We start from the raw sequence: 17221 nt of genomic DNA on the forward strand, positions 1-17221 counted from the left end.
CCGGGACGGCCGGCGGCGGGTCGCTCAGGCGGCGAAGGGGACGATCTCGGTCCCGGCGTCGGTGAGGGCGTCGCGGACGGCCCGCAGGGTGGCCGCGGCGCCCGGGCTGTCGGAGTGCACGCACAGCGACGCCCCCGCTCCCCGCTCCACCGCGCGCACGGCGTTGGCGGCGGCCACCTCGGGGTCGGTCACCAGGGCCCCCGGCGCACCGCGGGGGACGAGCCGTCCGCTCGCGTCGTAGCCGCGGTCGACGAACCACTCCTCCACGGTCCGCAGCCCACGGTGTCGTGCCAGCGTCAGCAGCTGCGACCCCGGCCAGCCCACCACGGCGAGCCCCGGGTCGTAGTCGACGATGGCCGAGACGACGGCGCTGGCCTGCTCGCGGTGCTCGATGGTGGCGTGGTACAGCGCGCCGTGGGGCTTCACGTAGCGCACCTGGGTGCCCTCGCTGAGGGCGATGCCGTCCAGCGCGCCGATCTGGTAGACGACGTCGGCGGCCAGCTCCTCGACGCCGGCGTCGACGAAGCGGCGTCCGAAGCCGGCCAGGTCGCGGTAGCCGACGTGCGCGCCGACGCTGACCCCGTGGGCGACGGCGCTGCGGCAGGCCCGGCGCATGGTGAGGGGGTCGCCGGCGTGGAACCCGCAGGCCACGTTCGCGCTGGTGAGCAGCGGCATCAGGGCGTCGTCGTCACCGAGGCTCCAGCGGCCGAAGGACTCACCCACGTCCGCGTTCAGATCGACCCGCACGAGACCCAACCCCCATCCCCACGCACGTCCTCCGGGTCGGTGACCCGGCCGTCCGCTGAAGCATGTCACGTCGGGGGGACACGGTCGTCGGCCCACGGACCGTCCTGTCCAGGTGGTCCACACGCTGCCCCCGGCGGGCCGGGGGCGACCCGCGGGGCCGGGCGTCGACCAGCTCCTCAGGCCCTGGGGCTAGCGTGGTCGACGTCCCGTCCGGCCCGGCGCCATCCCTGCCGGTCAGTCGCCGGGGCGACCCGCCCGGCCCACCCGACCGGACGCGATCGACGACGATCGGAGAGACCGGTGCACGAGCCGGACGACACCAGCGAGGACCACCGCGACCTGCGCCGTGCGGTCGCCGACTTCGCGCTCCACGAGGTGGCCCCGCACGCGGCCCGCTGGGACGCCGACCACCACATCCCCGCCGAGGTGGTCACCGCCCTCGGCGACCTGGGGGTGTTCGCCCTCGGCGGCCCGGAGGAGTTCGGGGGCCTGGGCGACCTCACCGCGCTCTGCATCGCCATCGAGGAGATCGGTCGCCAGGACCAGTCGCTGGGCATCACCGTGGAGGCCGCGGTCGGGCTGGGCATCGCCCCGATCGCCCGCTTCGGCACCCGCGAGCAGCAGGAGCGGTGGCTGCCGGACCTGATGGCCGGACGCGCCCTGGCCGCCTTCGGCCTGACCGAGGCCGGGGCCGGCTCCGACGCCGGCGCCACCCGCACCCGCGCGGAGCTGGTGGACGGGACGTGGGTGGTCGACGGGACCAAGCAGTTCATCACCAACTCCGGCCACGAGCTCTCCCGGCTGGTCACCGTGACCGCCCGTACCGGGACCCGCGAGGACGGCCGGGCCGAGATCTCCACCCTGCTGGTGCCCACCGGCACCCCCGGGCTGCTGGTGGAGCCCGGCTACGACAAGCTCGGGTGGCACGCCAGCGACACCCACCCCCTGGTGCTCGACGGGGTCCGCGTCCCGGAGGCGAACCTGCTCGGCGAGCGCGGCCGGGGGCTGACCCAGTTCCTCTCCATCCTGGACGACGGCCGGATCGCCATCGCGGCGCTGGCCCTGGGCTGCGTCCGGGCCTGCCGCGACCTCGCCGTCGAGCACGCCCGGCAGCGCACCACCTTCGGCGCCCGCATCGGCGACCGCCAGGGGATCGCCTTCCCGCTGGCCGACCTGGACGTGATGGCGCGGACGTCGCACCTGCTGGTCTACTCCGCCGCGGCGCTGCGCGACCGGGGAGCCCCGGCGGCGGAGGTGGCCCGGGCGGCGGCGATCGCCAAGCTGCAGGTGACCGAGCACGCGGTCGCGGCGACCCGGGTGGCCACCCAGGTGTTCGGGGGCTACGGCTTCATGGAGGAGTACCCGGTGGCCCGCTTCTACCGCGACGCCAAGGTGCTGGAGATCGGCGAGGGCACCTCGGAGGTGCAGCGGATGGTGCTGGCCCGCGGCCTGGGTCTGCTGAGCCGGTGAGCAGGGGAGGACGAGGATGAGCGAGCAGCCCACGGGGTCGGCGGCCGAGCGGGTGCGCGCGGCCCGCGCCGCCACCGAGCGGCCCGGTGCGGCCGCCGCGGCCAAGCTGGCCCGGCAGGGCAAGCTCTTCGCCCGCGAGCGGATCGACCTCCTGCTGGACCCCGGCACCTTCGTCGAGGACGGCCGGCTGGCCAACGCGCTCACCCCCGGCTACCCGGCCGACGGCGTGGTCACCGGACGCGGGCTGGTGGACGGCCGGCCCGTGCTGGTGGTGGCCAACGACCCGAGCGTCAAGGCCGGTTCCTGGGGCGCCCGCACCGCGGAGAAGATGATCCGGGTCACCGAGATCGCGCTGGCTGACGAGCTGCCGATCTTCTGGCTGGTCGACTCCGCCGGGGCCCGGATCACCGACCAGCTGCAGATCTTCCCCGGACGCCGCGGCGCGGGCCGGATCTTCCGCAACCAGGTCGCGCTGTCCGGACGGGTGCCGCAGATCTGCTGCCTGTTCGGCCCCTCCGCCGCCGGCGGCGCCTACATCCCCTCCTTCTGCGACGTGGTGATCATGGTCGAGGCCAACGCCTCGATGTACCTGGGGTCGCCGCGGATGGCGGAGATGGTGGTGGGGGAGAAGGTCGGTCTGGCCGAGATGGGCGGGGCCCGGATGCACGCCGAGGTCTCCGGGTGCGGGGACCAGCTGGCCGTGGACGACGCCGACGCCCTCGCCCAGGCCCGGGAGTGGTTCTCCTACTTCCCCCGCTGCTGGCGGGAGGACCCGCCGGTGCAGGCTGGCGGCGAGCCGGCGACCGAGCTGACCGACGACGTGGTGCCGGCCGAGGAGTCCCGCGGCTACGACATCCGGGCCGTGGTCGACGGCGTGGTGGACGCCGGCTCCTTCCTGGAGGTCAAGCCGCTGTTCGCCCCCGAGCTGGTGATCGGGCTGGCGCTGCTGGACGGTCACCCGGTCGGCGTCGTGGCCAACCAGCCGGCGGTCAAGGGTGGCGTGCTGTTCGTCGACTCCGCCGACAAGGCCGCCCGCTTCATCTGGCTGTGCGACGCCTTCAACCTGCCGCTGCTCTTCCTGGCCGACGTGCCGGGCTTCATGATCGGCTCGGCCGTCGAGCGCCAGGGCATCATCCGCCACGGCGCCAAGATGGTCACCGCGGTGGCCGAGGCGACGGTGCCCAAGATCTCGGTGATCGTGCGCAAGGCCTACGGCGCGGGTCTGTACGCGATGTGCGGGCCGGGGTTCGGCCCGGACGCCTGCCTGGCCCTGCCCACCGCGCGGATCGCCGTGATGGGTCCGGAGGCGGCGGTCAACGCCGTCTACGCCAACAAGATCGACGCGGTCACCGACGAGGTCGAGCGGACGGCCATGATCGGCGACCTCCGCACCGCCTACGAGGCCGACATCGACATCCTGCGGCTGGCCGCCGACCTGGTGATCGACGCCGTGGTCGAGCCCGGCGAGCTGCGCCGGGAGCTGGTGGCTCGCTTCGCCGCGGCGTCGACCAAGAGCCGCTCCTTCACCGAGCGCCGGCACGGGGTGCCGCCGGTCTAGCGGGTGGCCTCGCAGACCACCTCCACCTCGAAGCCCTCGCTGTTCTCCAGGTAGAGGGCGCAGTGCTGTTCGCCGCCGGCGTGGGGGTAGTGGTCGGCGTAGAGCTCGTGCCAGCCGTGCGCGCTGGACTCCGAGCGGATCCGGTCCAGCAGGTGACGGTCCTCGGTCAGCACCGCGAGGTGGTTGACGCCGGGTCGGAGCCGGTCGTGGGGGACGTCGCCCTGGTCCGGGGAGTGCTCCAGGTGCAGGTAGGTGCCGTCGGGGTGGGTGAGGACGTTGCCGTCGTGCTCCCAGTCCAGCAGCCCCAGCAGCCAGCCCCACTCGGCCTCGGCGCGGCCGAGGTCCTGCACCCAGAGGTCGAGGTGGTGCAGGGCGCGTCCGCCGGCGCCCTCGGGGTCCCCGGTGGTCATCAGCTCGGCCGGATCGAGAGCGACTCGACGACCGCGTCCGGTGGGGTCCGCACCGCCATGGCCACCGCCTGGGCGACCGAGGCCGGCCTCATGTGGTCGCTGGGCTGGTAGCCCTCCTCGCCCTGGATCCGGCGCTGCATGTCGGTGTCCACCCGCCCGGGGTGGATGGAGACGACCCGGACGCGCCCCCGCTCCTCCTCGCGGAGCGCGTCGGTCAGGGCGCGGAGGGCGAACTTGGACGCCGCGTACAGCCCGCCGCCGGCGGTGCTGAAGTAGCCGGAGCCGGAGTTGATCATGACGACCTGGCCGGAGGCGCGTCGCAGGGCGGGCAGCAGCAGCCGGGTCAGGTCGGCCACGGCGACGACGTTCAGCTCCAGCACCGAGCGCCACTGCTCCCGGGTCAGCTCCTCCACCGTCCCGGCGGCCTCCACGCCGGCGCTGTGCACCATCACGTCGAGGGTGTCGATGGCAGCAGCGGCCTCGGCGGTCGCCCCGGGGTCGGCGAGGTCGACCGGCCACGGCTCCGCGTCGGGGAACCCGTCGCAGACCGTCTGGAGCTGCTCGCGGTCACGTCCGCCGACCAGGAGGTGGTGGGTGTCGGCGAGGGCGGCGGCCACGGCCAGCCCGATCCCGCGGGACCCCCCGGTGATCAGGACGCTGGGACGCGTCGGCGGGCTCTGCGCTGTGTCCTCCATCCCGGTCACGCTAGCCCATCGTTCCGGGGCCTGACCGGCGGCTGGTTCCCGTGCACGTGAATGGGTTCCGGCCGCGTCTCGGCGACATTTCCGGCACGGCCACGAAGTCGTCGGGACGTCTGGTGCGGAATTGTTCGTCCGGCCCCTTCCGGAATTCGCGTGGCGGACTTATCGTCGGCACATGCCGGGCCACGTGTGCACGCCCACGGGGGAGAGGTCCATCCCTTCCCCGGTGCTCGTGCACGCGGTCCTGCTGACCGTGGGCCTGCTCGCGGTCCTGCTGCTCTGGACGACCGGCGCCACCAGCGCCCGGGCCGAGGAGAAGGACGGGTCGGGCACCGTCGGGGGCGTCCTCGGGGCGGTCGGGAAGACCGCGGAGGCCACCACGAGCACCGTCACCGACACGGTCCGGGAGACGGTGTCCACGGTGCAGAAGACCACCCAGCCGGCTCCGGCCAAGCCCGCTCCCGCTCCGGTGAAGCCCGCTCCCGCCAAGCCCGCACCGGCGAAGCCCGCGCCCGCGAAGCCGGCACCCGCGAAGCCGGCACCCGCGAAGCCGGCACCCGCGAAGCCGGCTTCTGCCAAGCCCGCACCGGCGAAGCCCGCACCTGCCAAGCCCGCACCGGCGAAGCCCGCACCTGCCAAGCCCGCACCGGCGAAGCCCGCACCCGCCAAGCCGGCCCCGGCGAAGCCGGTCCCCGCGGAGTCCGCCCCCGCGGAGAGCGAGCCCGCACCGACGAAGAGCCAGCCCGCTCCCGCGCCGACCGACCGGGCTCCGGCGGACGACGCCACCGACGACCAGCCCCGCAGCGACGTCGACCGACCCACCCCGACCACCGGACTGGTGGGCGGGCTGCTGGACAAGGTCGAGGACACCACCGACACCCTCCTGACCACCGTCTCCGACGACGTGCTGCCGCCGGTGCTGGACGGTCTCCCCGCCCGTGCCGACGGGCTCGGGGACGAGCTGGACCGTGACGTCCTGACCCCCGTGCTCGGAACCGTCGACACGACCGTCGACGGTGCGCTGAGCGTCGTGCGACCGGTCACGGACGAGGTAGACACAGTGGTGGACCGGGTCGACGGCGTGGTGAGCGAGGTGGTGACCGACGGCGGCGAGCTGGTCGACGGCGTCGTCGGCGGCTCGCCCGTGCTGCTGCCTCCGCTCTCCCCGCTGCTCCCGCTCCCTCCGCTGGCCCCGCTCTCCCCGCAGCCGCCGCTGGCCCCGCTGCCTCCCGCTCCCGACGCGCTACCCGCCCAGGGCCCGTCGGCGCCGTCGCGCCCCGGCGTCCCACCGGGTGACCCGCGCCCCGACGGCGAGGAGCTGGTTGCCGCCCCTGCTGCGGCGCGCCCTCTGTCGGACCCCCGTCCCGGTGCCGTGGCGCCGGACGACGCCGGCACGACGTCCAGAAGCTCCGTCCCTGGTGCCGTCGTGACCGCCCGCGCGTCAGGACCCCTCCAAGGGTTCTCCGCCGCCGGTCCCGCTGGTGCCCCCGCGGCTCTCACCGGCTCCCCCGCGGGTGCCGACGCGCTGGGCGTGCCGGTGGCGTCCGGCTCCACCACGGCGACCTCCGAGGCTCCCGCGCCCCAGCCGGCTCCCGGCGAGCCGGCCGCGGCGAGCGGTGCCCAGAGCGCCGGGTCCGCAGCTGGTGCCGACCAGCCCGTCGCCGGGCTGCAGGACTCCGACCTCACCCGCGCCGTCGCCGGCGCCGGTTCACCGCACGGCCCGGCGGGTGTCTCCCGCGTCCGGGCCGACCTCCCCACGCATTCCCCCGACTGAGGTCTCTGCTCCACCTCAGTCCATTTCCGAGGCATTTCCGCAATTCCTGCGCGCCTCGGACTCCCCCGGAACAACAAGGAGCAATGAGTCATGTCCACATGGAGAATGAGAGTCGTGGGTGGAGCGGCCTGCGGGCTGGGTCTGCTCACCCTGGGGTGGGGGACGGCCTGGGCCGACACCTCCGACGACCCCGGTGACAGCGCGGTCGTGTCAGTCGACCTGGGAGGTTCGTCCTCCGGTGACGGCGGGGCCCGCGGAGGGTCGCTCGCCGACGTCGAGGTCGACGTCGAGGTGACCGAGGCGGAGGTCCGCGCCGACGCCGAGGTGAGCACCCAGCAGTCCGAGCCGGTCGTCGAGGTGCAGGTGGAGGTCGAGGCGGCACCCGAGCCCGCGCCGGCTCCCGAGCCAGCCCCCGAGCCCGCACCGGTGGTGCAGGTCGAGGTCGAGGTCGAGCCGGTGGTCCGGGTCGAGGCCGAGGTGGCCGAGCCCGCGCAGCGCGAGCCGGTGGCCGAGGTCGAGGCCGACGGCGAGGTCGTCGACCGTGAGGAGGACACCCAGCCGGTCGCCGAGGTGGAGGCCGACGGGGAGGTGGCCGACGGCAGCACCGAGGAGGCTCCCGCCGAGGAGCCCGCCCCCCACCGTGACGTCGAGGCCGACGTCGACGTGGAGGTGGTCCTCGACGAGGACGGCCTGGACGTCTGCGTGGACGCCGCCGTGCTGGGTTCGGCGAGCTGCGACGACGCGGCGCCGGGCGCCCCGAGTGACGGCGGCTCCCCGGAGACCGACGTGGACGTCGACGCCGAGGTGGTCCCCGCCGACGGCGACCAGCCGGTGGTGGACGCCGACCTCGAGGCCGGGCTGGACGAGGACGGTCTGGACCTGTGCCTGGACGCAGCCGTGCTGGGCACCGCCGCCTGCGGTGGTGACGTCCCCGCGGACGGCACCCCCGGTGACGGCACGTCCGGGAGTCAGCCGGTGACCGAGGTGGACGCCGACGTCGTGGTCGGCGGTGGGTCCACCGACGGTGGCACGACCGGGGGTGACCCGCTCGTGGACGGTGACGTCGACGTGGTGCTGGACGAGGACGGTCTGGACCTGTGCGTGGACGCAGCGGTGCTGGGCACCGCTGCCTGTGGTGGTGACGTCCCCGCGGACGGCGCCCCTGGTGACGGCACGTCGGGTGGCGACCCGGTGGTCGACGTGGGCACCGACGTGGTGGTCGACGGTGACCAGGGCGCGATCGACGTCTGCCTGGACGCCGGGCTGCTGACCTCCGTCTCGTGCGGTGGGGGCGGCGCCGGTGGTGGGGCCACCGGAGGCGACCCCGTGGTCGACGGTGACGTCGACGTGGTCCTGGACGAGGACGGTCTGGTGCTGTGCGTGGACGCGGCCGTGCTGGGCGCCGCCGAGTGCGGCGGCCCCCCCGGCGACGGCAGCTCCGGCGGCCAGCCGGTGGTCGACCTCGACACCGACCTGGACGTCGACCTCGGTGAGCCGGGTGTGGACGCGTGCGTCTCCGCCGGGGTGCTGGGTGGGGCCACGGACTGTGGTGGTCCTGGTGCCGGGACCGGCGGCGGTGACCCCGTCGTCGACGTCGACGCCGACGTCGAGGTGGATCTCGGTGAGCCGGGTGTGGACGCCTGCGTCTCCGCCGGCCTGCTGGGACCGGCCACCGGGTGCGGTGGACCCGGGAGCGGGAACGGCGGCGGCGACCCGGTGGTCGACGTCGTGACCGAGGTCGACGTCGACCTCGGTGGACCCGGCGTGGACGTCTGCGTCTCGGCCGGTGTCCTCGGTCCGGCCATCGGCTGCGGTGAGCCCACCGACCCGACCGACCCGGGCACCGACCCGACCGACCCGACGGACCCGGGCACCGACCCGACCGACCCGACGGACCCGGGCACCGACCCGACCGACCCGGGCACCGACCCGACCGACCCGGGCACGGACCCGACCGACCCGGGCACGGACCCGACCGACCCCGGCACGGACCCGAGCCAGCCGGGCACCGACCCGACCCGTCCGGTCGACGGCGGTGACGGGGGCGCGCCCACCGGTGTCGCCGGCCCCGGCCCCTCCGGCGTGGCCGGTCCGGGTGCCTCCGGCCCCGTGCCGGTGGTGATCCCGGTCCAGCTCGTCTCCTCACCGGAGGCCCCGGCGGCCAGCACGGTCACCTCGGGCTCGCCCGCCGCACCCAGCGGTGGCGACGAGCGGCTGGCCAGCACGGGCTCCTCGGACGGCCTGGCCCTGCTGCTCCTGCTGGGGCTGATGGCCACCACGCTCGGCGGCACGGCGCTGCGGCGCAGGGTCCGCTCGAGCTGAGACCAGCCGGGGAGCCGTCCCGCGCAACCCCCGATGCGTGAGCACGGCTCCCCGGCTCCACCCGGCCACCCCGGTGGCCGGTCCCCCCGACGTGTCGGGGAGCGGGTCGCATCCCCCCGAGTGCAGCCCGCTCCCCGGCACCCCTCGGCCGCCCCCGACAGTCGGTGGCCAGAGACGTGCCGGGGAGCCGCACGCGCACCACCCCCGAGGTGCCGCCCGGTTCCCCGGCCGTTCCTGCGCGTGCGGGGTCGGTCGTCGCAGGGTCCTCCTCCTGGCGGCCCGCCGGCACTACCCTGACGGCATGGCGAAGACCACCGCGGCCGAGGTCGAGGCCGGCGGCCGCACCGTGCGGGTCACCAGCCCGGACCGGGTCATCTACCCGGCCACCGAGCGGACCCCCGAGGTGACCAAGCTGATGGTGGCGGAGTACTTCGCCGCCGTCGACGACGGCCTGATGCGCGCCCTCCGGCACCGTCCGACCGCCCTGGAGCGCTGGCCCTCCGGTGTCCTGCCCGGGATCACCCTGGCCACTGGGCGACCGGGGGAGAAGGCGGAGGCGTTCTACCAGAAGCGCGTGCCCAGGGGCGCGCCGGACTACCTGGAGTCGGCCGAGATCACCTTCCCCTCCGGGCGCACCGCCGAGGAGATCTGTCCGACCGAGATCGCGGTCCCGGTCTGGTGCGCCCAGATGGGCACGGTCACCTTCCACCCGTGGCCGGTCCGCCGCGACGACGTCGACCACCCCGACGAGCTGCGGATCGACCTGGACCCCCAGCCCGGTACCGGCTTCACCGACGCCGTCCGGGTGGCCGGGGTGGCCCGGGAGCTGCTGGAGGAGGTAGGTCTGACCGGCTTCGTGAAGACCTCCGGCAACCGGGGCGTGCACGTCTACGTGCGGATCACCCCGCGCTGGGAGTTCACCGACGTCCGGCACGCGGCGATCGGCTTCGGCCGCGAGCTGGAGAAGCGCGACCCGGGCGTGACCACCGCCTGGTGGAAGGAGGAGCGGGGGGCGCGCATCTTCGTCGACTTCAACCAGAACTGCCGCGACCGCACCATCGCCTCCGCCTACTCGCTGCGCCCGCTCCCCGGCGCCCCGGTCTCCACCCCGATGACCTGGGAGGAGCTGGCCGGGACGACGGACCCGCGCGACCACACCCTCTTCACCGTCCCCGAGAGAATGGCCTCCGGTGGCGACCCGTGGGCGGGCATCGACGACACCGCCGGCTCGATCGAGCCGCTGCTCGCCCTCTACGAGGAGTCTGGGCTGGGCGAGATGCCCTACCCCCCGGACCACCCCAAGATGCCGGGCGAGCCGCCCCGGGTGCAGCCGTCGAAGAAGGTGGCCGCCAACTGGGAGGCCGACGGGTCCGGGGCCGAGCGGCGGCGGGAGCGATGAGCGCCCCGCCGGACCCGATCGAGCTCCGCCCGGGCGGCGCGGACGAGGCGGCGACGCTGGTCGGCTACCTCGCCTTCCTCCGCTCCCAGGTCACCACCGCCGTGCTGTCGCTGGACCCGGTGGTCCAGCGGCGGAGCCGGCTGCCCTCGGGCTGGTCGCCGCTGGAGCTGCTCTCCCACCTGCTCCACATGGAGCGCCGCTGGTTCCTCTGGGGATTCGGCGCGGAGCCGGTCGGGCGGCCCTGGGGCGACCTCGACGTCGACGACCCGGACGCGGTCGGGGGTGCGCGCTGGCACGTCCCCGACGACGTGGACGCCGCCGGGCTGGTGGCGCGGCTGGACGAGGTGGCCGCTGCCACCGAGGTCGTGCTGAGCAGCACGCCGCTGGAGCAGCGCGCCCGCACCGGCGGCCGGTTCGCCGACGAGCAGGACGCCCCCACCCTGCGTGCCATCGCCTTCCACGTGCTGCACGAGTACGCCCGCCACGCCGGGCACCTCGACATCGCGGTCGAGCTCGCGGAAGGAACCTGACCGCGCCGCGTCGCCGGCTCGGCGTGCGTCCGCCTGGCGGAGCGCCGCAGGTTCGTCGGAGGGTCGCAGTGGGCGGTCAGACACCGCACTCTGCCCCGTCTTCGGGTTCATCGCCCCCTCTGTAGAAGGGGCGAAGTGCTCGCAAGTGGGGCAACGTGGGGAAGGGTCAGCTCGGACGATGGGCGCCGGCCGGCGCCGGCCGGCGCTGGCCGGCTCCGGCCAGCTCCGGCGAGACCCGGTGCTCGGCACCGGAACGGGGGTCGACCCAGGGGCCGGCTCAGGGCCGCTTGTCGGAGCGGGCCCCTACGCTCGTCACATGGACCTCGCCACCGCCGCCCGTGACCGACTCCGCCGACGCCGCCAGCCCACCGTCCTCGAGCTGGACCTGAGCCGGGGCCTGGTGGCCCCGGGGGCCTGGGACCCCCGCCGTGCGCTCCGGATGCTGCACGCACCGAGCCTGCGCTCGATCCGCGAGGGCCTGCGCGCCGGGGCCCGCGACGAGCGGGTGGCCGGCCTCCTGGTGCACCTCGGTGACTGCCCGCTGAGCCTCACCGAGGCGGACGAGGTCGGCGCCCTGATCGCCGAGTTCGGGGCCTCCAAGCCCACCGTGGCGCACACCGAGACCTTCGGCGAGATGACCAGCGGGCTGGCGGCCTACCGGCTGGCCAGCCAGGCCCAGCAGGTGTGGCTGCAGCCCAGCGGTGCCCTCGGGCTGACCGGGGTGGCGCTGCAGGTGGTGCTGCTCCGCGGCGCCCTCGACAAGGCCGGGGTCGAGCCCCAGTTCGGCCAGCGCCACGAGTTCAAGACCGCGGCCAACCAGTTCACCGCCCGCGAGGTCACCGACGCCCAGCGGGAGATGATGCAGCGCATCGCGGACTCGGTCCTGGACGACACCGTCACCCGGGTCGCTGAGCGTCGCGGCCTGGCCGTCGAGGACGTGCGGGCCGCGGTGGACACCGCGCCGCTCACCGCCGCCCGCGCCGCCGAGCTGGGCCTGGTCGACCACCTCGGTTACCGCGACGAGGTGCACGCCTGGGTCCGTGAGCAGTGGGGCGAGGAGGTCGACGGCGAGCGCGTGGTCGACCTGCACTACGTCCACCGCTACGCCCGCGAGCAGGGCGCCGCCGGGCTGGTGCGCTCCCTCACCGACAAGCAGCGGCCGGCCGTCGGCGTGGTGAACGTCCAGGGCGCCATCGTCACCGGCCCCGGGCAGCCGGGTGGCTTCGGCCAGCCGTCGGCCGGCGCCGACACCGTGGCCGCCCACCTGCGGGCGGCCGCCGCCGACGAGCAGGTCAAGGCCGTCGTGCTCCGTGTCGACAGCCCCGGCGGCTCCTACGTCGCCTCCGACACCATCCGCCGTGAGGTGGTCCGGCTGCGCGAGTCCGGACGCCCGGTGGTCGCCGTGATGGGTGACGTCGCCGCCTCCGGTGGGTACTTCGTCAGCATGGGCGCCACCGAGGTGGTGGCCGGGGCGGCGACGCTCACCGGTTCGATCGGGGTGCTGGCCGGCAAGCTGGTGACCCGCGGGCTGGCCGACAAGATCGACGTGGTCCGCGAGGAGATGACGGCGGGGGAGCGGGCCGGGATGTTCAGCACCCTGCGCGGCTTCGACGACTCCGACTGGGCGGTGCTCGACGCCTGGCTGGACGAGGTCTACGCCGACTTCACCCAGAAGGCCGCGGCCGACCGGGGGCTGCCGCTGGAGACGCTGGAGCCGCTGGCCCGCGGACGGGTCTGGACCGGTGCCGACGCCGCCGAGCGCGGTCTGGTCGACCACGTGGGCGGGGCCTCACTCGCCCTGGACCGCGCCTGCGAGCTGGCCGGGCTGGGGCGTGACGACGTCGCGGTCCGCGCGGTCCCGGCGTCGGCGTTCCTGGCCCAGCTCCGCCCGGCCCGCTCCAGCGAGTCCCCGCGGGGCCAGGTGGGGCTCGCTCCGACGTCCCCGACCGGGCTGCTGACCGGCGGCCCGGAGGCCGCGCTGGCCCGGCTGGCCCGGCTCGGCGGGCTGCAGCTGCCCGGCGTCCTCGCCCTGCCCTGGCGCCTGACGCTCGGCTGAGCCGCAGCACCGCCCGACGCACGACGGCGCCGACCCGGTCACGGGTCGGCGCCGTCGGCGCTCAGGGGGTGGGGTCCGGCCTCACTCCTCCTCGTCGGCGGGGAGCACACCCTCCTGGTGGGCGCGCTCGACGATGACGCGGACCTGCTCGACCGAGCCGCAGCCCTGCTCCAGCAGCTCGTTGCGACGGGCCAGCCAGTCCGCCCCGAGCTTCGCGCGGACCTCCTCGGAGACCTCCTCGCGGGCGGGGTTGAGGATGGTCTGCTCCTCCTCGCCGATGTGGTGGTTGAGCAGCGTGGCCAGGTTCTCCACCGCGTCGTCGAACTTCTGGGTGTCGGTGCCCGTGCACTCCAGCAGCTGCAGCAGCGCCTCGTTGCCCTCGGCGTGCTCCTCCTCGCCGTGCTCGGCCTCCTCCTCGCCGATCGCGTGCTTGCGGCGGAGCTGCTGGTAGACCTTCTCCTCCTCGGCCTCGCCGTGGGCGATCAGCACCTCCGACAGGGCGGCGCGGGCCGCCTCGCGGTCGGAGGCGGAGCTGCGCAGCTCGCGCAGCAGGGTCTCGAAGAGGCGGTGGTCGTCCAGGATGACGTCCACCACGTCACCGGAGGTGGGGCGGGGGATCTCGTAGGTCGTCATGGACCCACTCCTACCGCACCGGGGCCCGGGCCGACCGGTCAGGTGAGCCTCACCGCCCGGTCGGGCGGGGTGGTCAGGCGACGGTGCGGTCGTCCAGGGCGTCGTGGTCCCAGTCGATGCCGAGGCCTGGGCGGCTCGGGGCGTGGGCGCGGCCACCGCTGATCCCCATCTCCGCACCGGTGACGGCGCGCAGCTGCGGGATGTGCTCGACGTAGCGACCGTTGGGGACCGCCGCCACCAGGCTGACGTGCAGCTCCATCAGGAAGTGCGGGCACACCTCGACGTCGTAGGCCTCGGCCAGGTGGGCCACCTTCAGCCACGGCGTGATGCCGCCGACGCGGGCCACGTCGACCTGGACGACCGAGGCGGCGCCGCGGTGCAGGTAGTCGCGGAACTGGCCGAGTGAGTACAACGACTCACCCACCGCGACCGGGATGCTGGTGGAGCGCACCAGGTGCGCGTGCCCGGAGACGTCGTCGGCCGGCAGCGGCTCCTCGAACCAGGAGAGGTCCACCTCCTCGAAGGCGCGGGCCCGGCGCACGGCCTCGGCGGCGGTCATCGACTGGTTGGCGTCGACCATGATGTCCAGCCCGTCACCCACCGCCGCCCGGACCGCCCGGAGCCGTTCCAGGTCCTCCTGCAGCCGGGGCTTGCCGACCTTGAGCTTCACCCCGCCCCACCCCGCCCGCTGCGAGGCCAGCGCCCCGGCCACCAGCTCGTCGGTGCCCAGGTGCAGCCAGCCGCCCTCGGTGTCGTAGAGCGGCACGTCGGCGCAGAAGCCGCCGGCCACCTGCCACAGCGGGGCGGAGGCCCGCAGGCACCGCAGGTCCCACAGCGCGGTGTCCACCGCCGCCAGCGCCAGGGAGGTGATCGCGCCCACGGTGGTGGCGCGGGTGGAGGCGAACAGGTCCTGCCACACAGCCTCCACGGTGGCCGCCTCCCGACCGGGCAGCCGGGGCAGGAGGTGGTCGGTCAGCATCGAGAGCACGGCCCGGCCACCCGTGCCGATGGTGTAGGAGTAGCCGGTCCCGGTCAGCCCGTCGTCGGTGTCGATCTCCACCAGCAGGGTCTCCTGCTTGAGGAAGGCCTGGACGGCGTCGGTGCGGACGGTCTCCACCTCGACGTCGACCAGCCGTGCGCGGGCGGCGGTGATGGTGGGCATCGGGTCTCCTCGGCGTCGGCGGAGCAGGAGCCGGGGCAGCCGCGTCCGCGGGTCACGGGCCGGGCGCTCGAGGGCTCCTGCCGCGCATCGTAGGGGATCGACCGCGCCCGTGGAGGGGCCGAGACCCCTCCGCTCAGCCCAGCAGCAGGGCGATCAGCAGGCTGACCGGCAGGCAGGTCAGCGTGGTGACCGCGATCACCTCGCGAGCCACCGCCTCACCGGTCCGGTAGCGGGTGGAGAGCAGGAAGATGTTCTGTGCCGTGGGCAGGGCGGCGGTCATCACCACCCCGAGCAGGACCGCTCCCTCGAGCCCGAGCGAGCCGGCCACCAGCCAGGCGACGACGGGCTGCACTCCCAGCTTGAGGGTCGTGGCCAGCCCCACCTGCGCGTTGTGCCCGGAGCGTCCCGGGGGCGGGTTGAGCCGCAGCGAGATGCCGTAGCTGATCAGCATCGCCGGGATCGCGGCCCCGGCCAGCAGCGACAGCGGCGCCTCGACCACCAGCGGTAGCGGCCAGCCGGTGGCCGCCAGCACCACCCCGGCCGCGGAGGCGAGGGTCAGCGGGTTGGTCAGCACCCGCCGCCAGGGGGACGTCCTGCGTGCGGGACCGGCCCGGGACCGGTCCCGGGCGGCCAGGTGGTCCAGCGCGGCGAGACTCGCGGGCTGGACCAGCAGCAGCTGCAGCAGCAGCGTCGGGACCACCACCGAGGGGTCGCCGAGGACGTAGCCGGTCACCGCGATGCCAAGGTTGCCGGCGTTGACGTAGCCCGAGGACAGCGCCCCGATCAGCGTCTCCCCGGCCGGTCGTCGCCATGCCAACCAGGAGACCAGCGCGTAGACGGTGAGCACCGCGGCCAGCGAGGCGGTCGAGGCCACCAGGTTGGCCGCCAGCTCCCGGTCCAGCTCCACCCGGCTGATGGTCAGCACCATCAGCGCGGGGAGGGCGGCGAAGAAGGACAGGTCGGCGATCACCCGCTGGCCGCGGGCGTCGATGATCCGCAGGTGCGCCAGCAGCAGGCCCACCAGCACCACCACCAGGATCGTGGTGAAGCCGACGACCACCGACCCCACTCAGCCGCCCGCCGGCCGTGGCGGGCGGGCGGTCACCGCCGGAGCCGGACGTGCTGCGGACCGAGCTCCGCGATGGTCGAGACCCCCAGCAGGGACATCGTGCGCACCATCTCCGATGCGAGGATGTCGATCACCGTGTCCACCCCGGCCTGCCCACCGACCATCAGCCCGTAGAGGTACGGACGCCCGATCAGCGCGGCGGTGGCTCCGAGGGCCAGCGCGGCGACCACGTCGGCCCCGCTCCGCACGCCGGAGTCGATGTAGACCTCGGCCCGGTCGCCGACGGCGTCCACCACCGCCGGCAGCAGCTCCAGCGGCACCGGGGAGCGGTCCAGCTGGCGCCCGCCGTGGTTGGAGAGCACGACCGCGTCCGCGCCGGCGTCCACGGACTGGATGGCGTCCTCGACCGAGAGCACGCCCTTGACCACCACCGGGCCTCCCCAGGCCTCCTTGAGCCAGGTGACGTCGGAGGGCCGCAGCCCCTGCTCGCGGAGCACGTTCGACATCCCCCAGCGCCCGTAGGGGGAGCCCTCGGGGAAGGTGGCGAAGCGCAGCGGCTCGGTGGTCAGGATGTTGGCCACCCAGCCGGGGTGGCGCGCCAGGTCGGCGAAGGTGCGGGCGGTGAGCTGCGGCGGGATGGCGAAGCCGTTGCGGACGTCCTTGACCTTGAGCCCGGTGGTGCTGGTGTCGATGGTCATCATGGCGGCCTCGTAGCCGTGGGCCTTGGCCTCCCGCAGGTGCTGCTCGGAGACCGCCCGGTCGGCCATCACGTAGAACTGGTACCAGTTCCGCCCCTGCGGCGCGGCGGCGGCGACGTCGCCGATCGAGGTGGTGCCGTAGGTGGAGAGCGTGTAGGGCACCCCCGCCGCAGCTGCGGCCGCGGCCACCGCGCGCTCACCGCTGTGGTGGCTCAGCCGGGTGTAGCCGGTGGGGGCCAGGGCGAGCGGGAACGGCACCCGACGGCCGAGCACGGTGCTGGAGGTGTCGGGGTCCCCGACCTGGCCGTAGGAGGTGGGTCGCAGCTCGAGGCTGCGGAAGGCCTCGCGGTTGCGGTCCAGCGAGACCTCCGACTCCGCGCCGCTGTGCACGTAGTCGAAGACCGCACCCGGGACGCGGCGGCGGGCCAGCCGCTCGACGTCGTCGACGGTGACGCAGCGGCCGAGGCGGCGCTCGGCCGCCTCGCGGTGCCAGGGCCGGGTGACGAGGAAGGGCTCCACGTCGCGCCAGCGGGGGAGCCGTCGGCGGGTCGGCACCGGGGCGGAGCGACGGCGGACCGGCGCGGCGTCGGGGACGACCGAGGTCGGGACCTCTTCGGACATCTTGCCTCCAGGACACTCATCGGATAACTTCTGGACTCATCATACAAGTGGTTCGACCCGAGGAGAACGCC

General features: G+C 74.8%; 14 protein-coding genes. 7 read left to right on the forward strand and 7 right to left on the reverse strand.

Features of this window, described 5'->3' with window-relative positions; translation table 11 throughout:
* Positions 1–24: 24 nt before the first annotated feature.
* Entirely contained in the window at positions 25–756 is a 732-nt protein-coding gene (locus BLT52_RS09060; RefSeq protein WP_197679262.1) for a LamB/YcsF family protein, read from the reverse strand.
* A gap of 291 nt (positions 757–1047) precedes the next feature.
* Here BLT52_RS09060 and BLT52_RS09065 point away from each other — a divergent pair, with 291 nt between their 5' ends.
* Positions 1048–2217, forward strand: coding sequence for an acyl-CoA dehydrogenase family protein (locus BLT52_RS09065; protein ID WP_090592569.1), 1170 nt, complete (start codon positions 1048–1050; stop codon positions 2215–2217).
* A gap of 16 nt (positions 2218–2233) precedes the next feature.
* Entirely contained in the window at positions 2234–3775 is a 1542-nt protein-coding gene (locus BLT52_RS09070; protein ID WP_090592572.1) for an acyl-CoA carboxylase subunit beta, read from the forward strand.
* Here the strand turns inward: BLT52_RS09070 and BLT52_RS09075 are convergent.
* Together BLT52_RS09075 and BLT52_RS09080 are read right to left on the reverse strand one after the other, a co-directional pair.
* Positions 3772–4185 carry a VOC family protein gene (locus tag BLT52_RS09075; RefSeq protein WP_090592573.1) on the reverse strand — a complete coding sequence of 138 codons (414 nt, stop codon included), beginning with the start codon at positions 4183–4185 and terminating at the stop codon, positions 3772–3774. The genes BLT52_RS09070 and BLT52_RS09075 overlap by 4 nt on opposite strands.
* Positions 4185–4880, reverse strand: a complete 696-nt coding sequence (locus tag BLT52_RS09080; protein ID WP_090596530.1) for an SDR family oxidoreductase — start codon at positions 4878–4880, stop codon at positions 4185–4187. Before BLT52_RS09080 ends, BLT52_RS09075 begins: the two co-directional genes overlap by 1 nt.
* 181 nt (positions 4881–5061) lie before the next feature.
* Between BLT52_RS09080 and BLT52_RS21210 the strand changes: the two genes are divergently transcribed.
* The 5 genes from BLT52_RS21210 (at position 5062) to BLT52_RS09105 (ending at position 12967) form a co-directional block, all read left to right on the forward strand.
* A complete protein-coding gene (locus BLT52_RS21210) occupies positions 5062–6660 on the forward strand; it encodes a hypothetical protein (RefSeq protein ID WP_197679263.1) in 1599 nt (532 codons plus the stop codon).
* Positions 6661–6774: 114 nt separating this feature from the next.
* On the forward strand, positions 6775–8982 hold the full coding sequence (locus BLT52_RS21215; RefSeq protein ID WP_197679264.1) for a hypothetical protein: 2208 nt from the start codon (positions 6775–6777) through the stop codon (positions 8980–8982).
* Positions 8983–9283: 301 nt separating this feature from the next.
* Positions 9284–10381 carry a DNA polymerase domain-containing protein gene (locus BLT52_RS09095; protein ID WP_090592575.1) on the forward strand — a complete coding sequence of 366 codons (1098 nt, stop codon included), beginning with the start codon at positions 9284–9286 and terminating at the stop codon, positions 10379–10381.
* Entirely contained in the window at positions 10378–10911 is a 534-nt protein-coding gene (locus BLT52_RS09100) for a mycothiol transferase (protein WP_090592577.1), read from the forward strand. The genes BLT52_RS09095 and BLT52_RS09100 overlap by 4 nt, the downstream gene beginning before the upstream one ends.
* A gap of 316 nt (positions 10912–11227) precedes the next feature.
* On the forward strand, positions 11228–12967 hold the full coding sequence (locus tag BLT52_RS09105; RefSeq protein WP_090592579.1) for a S49 family peptidase: 1740 nt from the start codon (positions 11228–11230) through the stop codon (positions 12965–12967).
* Positions 12968–13048: 81 nt separating this feature from the next.
* Here BLT52_RS09105 and BLT52_RS09110 read toward each other — a convergent pair whose 3' ends face one another.
* The 4 genes from BLT52_RS09110 to BLT52_RS09125 form a co-directional block, all read right to left on the reverse strand.
* The gene (locus BLT52_RS09110) at positions 13049–13600 is read right to left on the reverse strand and encodes a hemerythrin domain-containing protein (RefSeq protein ID WP_090592580.1); all 552 of its coding nucleotides are present in this window, start codon (positions 13598–13600) and stop codon (positions 13049–13051) included.
* Positions 13601–13673: 73 nt separating this feature from the next.
* Positions 13674–14762 (reverse strand): mandelate racemase/muconate lactonizing enzyme family protein, encoded by a 1089-nt coding sequence (locus BLT52_RS09115; protein WP_090592583.1) that lies wholly within the window; start codon positions 14760–14762, stop codon positions 13674–13676.
* Positions 14763–14895: 133 nt separating this feature from the next.
* Positions 14896–15822, reverse strand: a complete 927-nt coding sequence (locus tag BLT52_RS09120; protein WP_197679265.1) for an AEC family transporter — start codon at positions 15820–15822, stop codon at positions 14896–14898.
* Between the two features lie 41 nt (positions 15823–15863).
* Positions 15864–17150 carry an alpha-hydroxy acid oxidase gene (locus BLT52_RS09125; RefSeq protein ID WP_090592587.1) on the reverse strand — a complete coding sequence of 429 codons (1287 nt, stop codon included), beginning with the start codon at positions 17148–17150 and terminating at the stop codon, positions 15864–15866.
* Positions 17151–17221: the final 71 nt, after the last annotated feature.

Origin of the sequence: Auraticoccus monumenti (assembly GCF_900101785.1) — a bacterium.
GTDB classification, from domain to species: domain Bacteria; phylum Actinomycetota; class Actinomycetes; order Propionibacteriales; family Propionibacteriaceae; genus Auraticoccus; species Auraticoccus monumenti.

Excerpts from the sequence above, each read along its gene's own strand:
- BLT52_RS09080 (WP_090596530.1), bottom strand. The coding sequence starts at position 4,880 with ATGGAGGACACAGCGCAGAGCCCGCCGACGCGTCCCAGCGTCCTGATC.
- BLT52_RS09125 (WP_090592587.1), bottom strand. The coding sequence starts at position 17,150 with ATGTCCGAAGAGGTCCCGACCTCGGTCGTCCCCGACGCCGCGCCGGTC.
- BLT52_RS09105 (WP_090592579.1), top strand. The coding sequence starts at position 11,228 with ATGGACCTCGCCACCGCCGCCCGTGACCGACTCCGCCGACGCCGCCAG.
- BLT52_RS09070 (WP_090592572.1), top strand. The coding sequence starts at position 2,234 with ATGAGCGAGCAGCCCACGGGGTCGGCGGCCGAGCGGGTGCGCGCGGCC.
- BLT52_RS09110 (WP_090592580.1), bottom strand. The coding sequence starts at position 13,600 with ATGACGACCTACGAGATCCCCCGCCCCACCTCCGGTGACGTGGTGGAC.
- BLT52_RS09100 (WP_090592577.1), top strand. The coding sequence starts at position 10,378 with ATGAGCGCCCCGCCGGACCCGATCGAGCTCCGCCCGGGCGGCGCGGAC.
- BLT52_RS21210 (WP_197679263.1), top strand. The coding sequence starts at position 5,062 with ATGCCGGGCCACGTGTGCACGCCCACGGGGGAGAGGTCCATCCCTTCC.
- BLT52_RS09075 (WP_090592573.1), bottom strand. The coding sequence starts at position 4,185 with ATGACCACCGGGGACCCCGAGGGCGCCGGCGGACGCGCCCTGCACCAC.
- BLT52_RS09115 (WP_090592583.1), bottom strand. The coding sequence starts at position 14,762 with ATGCCCACCATCACCGCCGCCCGCGCACGGCTGGTCGACGTCGAGGTG.
- BLT52_RS09095 (WP_090592575.1), top strand. The coding sequence starts at position 9,284 with ATGGCGAAGACCACCGCGGCCGAGGTCGAGGCCGGCGGCCGCACCGTG.